The organism is Cytobacillus sp. IB215316 (assembly GCF_033963865.1).
Lineage (GTDB): Bacteria > Bacillota > Bacilli > Bacillales > SM2101 > Nanhaiella > Nanhaiella sioensis.
The window spans coordinates 1-939 of the sequence record NZ_JAXBMC010000061.1 but is presented as its reverse complement, the minus strand read 5'-3'; the positions used below and the strand labels follow the sequence as shown (position 1 = coordinate 939).

Here is a 939-nt window from a genome sequence, read left to right as displayed (position 1 = left end):
ACCATACGTAGCATTAGCGAATGGTTCTGGTATAGTGAGTGGTCGTTCGGATGGAACTTTTGATGCTGATGGTCTAGCAACAAGAGCTCAAGCGTCAGTCATGCTTACTCGTTATCTAGATGCTAAAGATAAATTACCAGATTTAAATAATTTGTTAGAAACTTTTAAAGGCGAAAAATCAATTCATGATTATTCTAAAGAAGAGTTGGAGTCTTGGATTGATAAAGAAGCAGACTTGGAAAGATTGAGTGATTATCCTGTGGATCATGAAATTTTTGATTCTTTAGCTGAAGTCAATCAATTTTTACGTTATCCTAACAAATATCAAGATTTAACAGACCAAATTACTGAGAGACGATTAAACGTTGCTATAGGGTATATGAATGTTTACTTTAATCGGAATTATAATAACATAGGAGAAAATTGGATAAGTGATATTAAATATTACTATAGGTCAGGTCAAACATACAATGATGTTAGTTATTCAAGAGATCAATTGCCTGAATTGTTTGATGAGTTTGTTCGGGAAACTAAAAGTAACAAAGTAATCTCAGAGAGTATTTTTGTTACTGATATCTCAATGTATCATGCTGTTCAGAAAGGGTTTCAAACTGGTGAAAGAATAAGAGGTACAAAGTATCTTCGTTATACTTCAGGAACTAATCTCCCAGAAGGATTAGTGATAAACAAGTGGTATAAACGGGATGTGGATGTGCAGGTGCATTTCCCAAGAATAAATACTGTTTCTTGGGAGACTCCTGATTGGGTATTTGAGGAAATTTTCCCGATTACATCTTATGAGGAAGTAAAACAATAGACACTAGCGGGCTGCGGCTCCCTTTGTCTATCATTATCAAACTTTCTTATTCAACAATATGGCGCAAGAATTTAGTAAAGGCTATCTGTAATACCTTAAGGATAATTACCTATTAAGGAAAC

General features: G+C 34.3%; 1 protein-coding gene. It reads left to right on the top strand.

All coding sequences use genetic code 11. The features are described from left to right. A partial coding sequence (locus SLH48_RS22385; protein ID WP_320259923.1) for an S-layer homology domain-containing protein occupies window positions 1-817 on the top strand: 817 nt, incomplete at its 5' end. Between the last annotated feature and the right edge of the window lie 122 nt (window positions 818-939).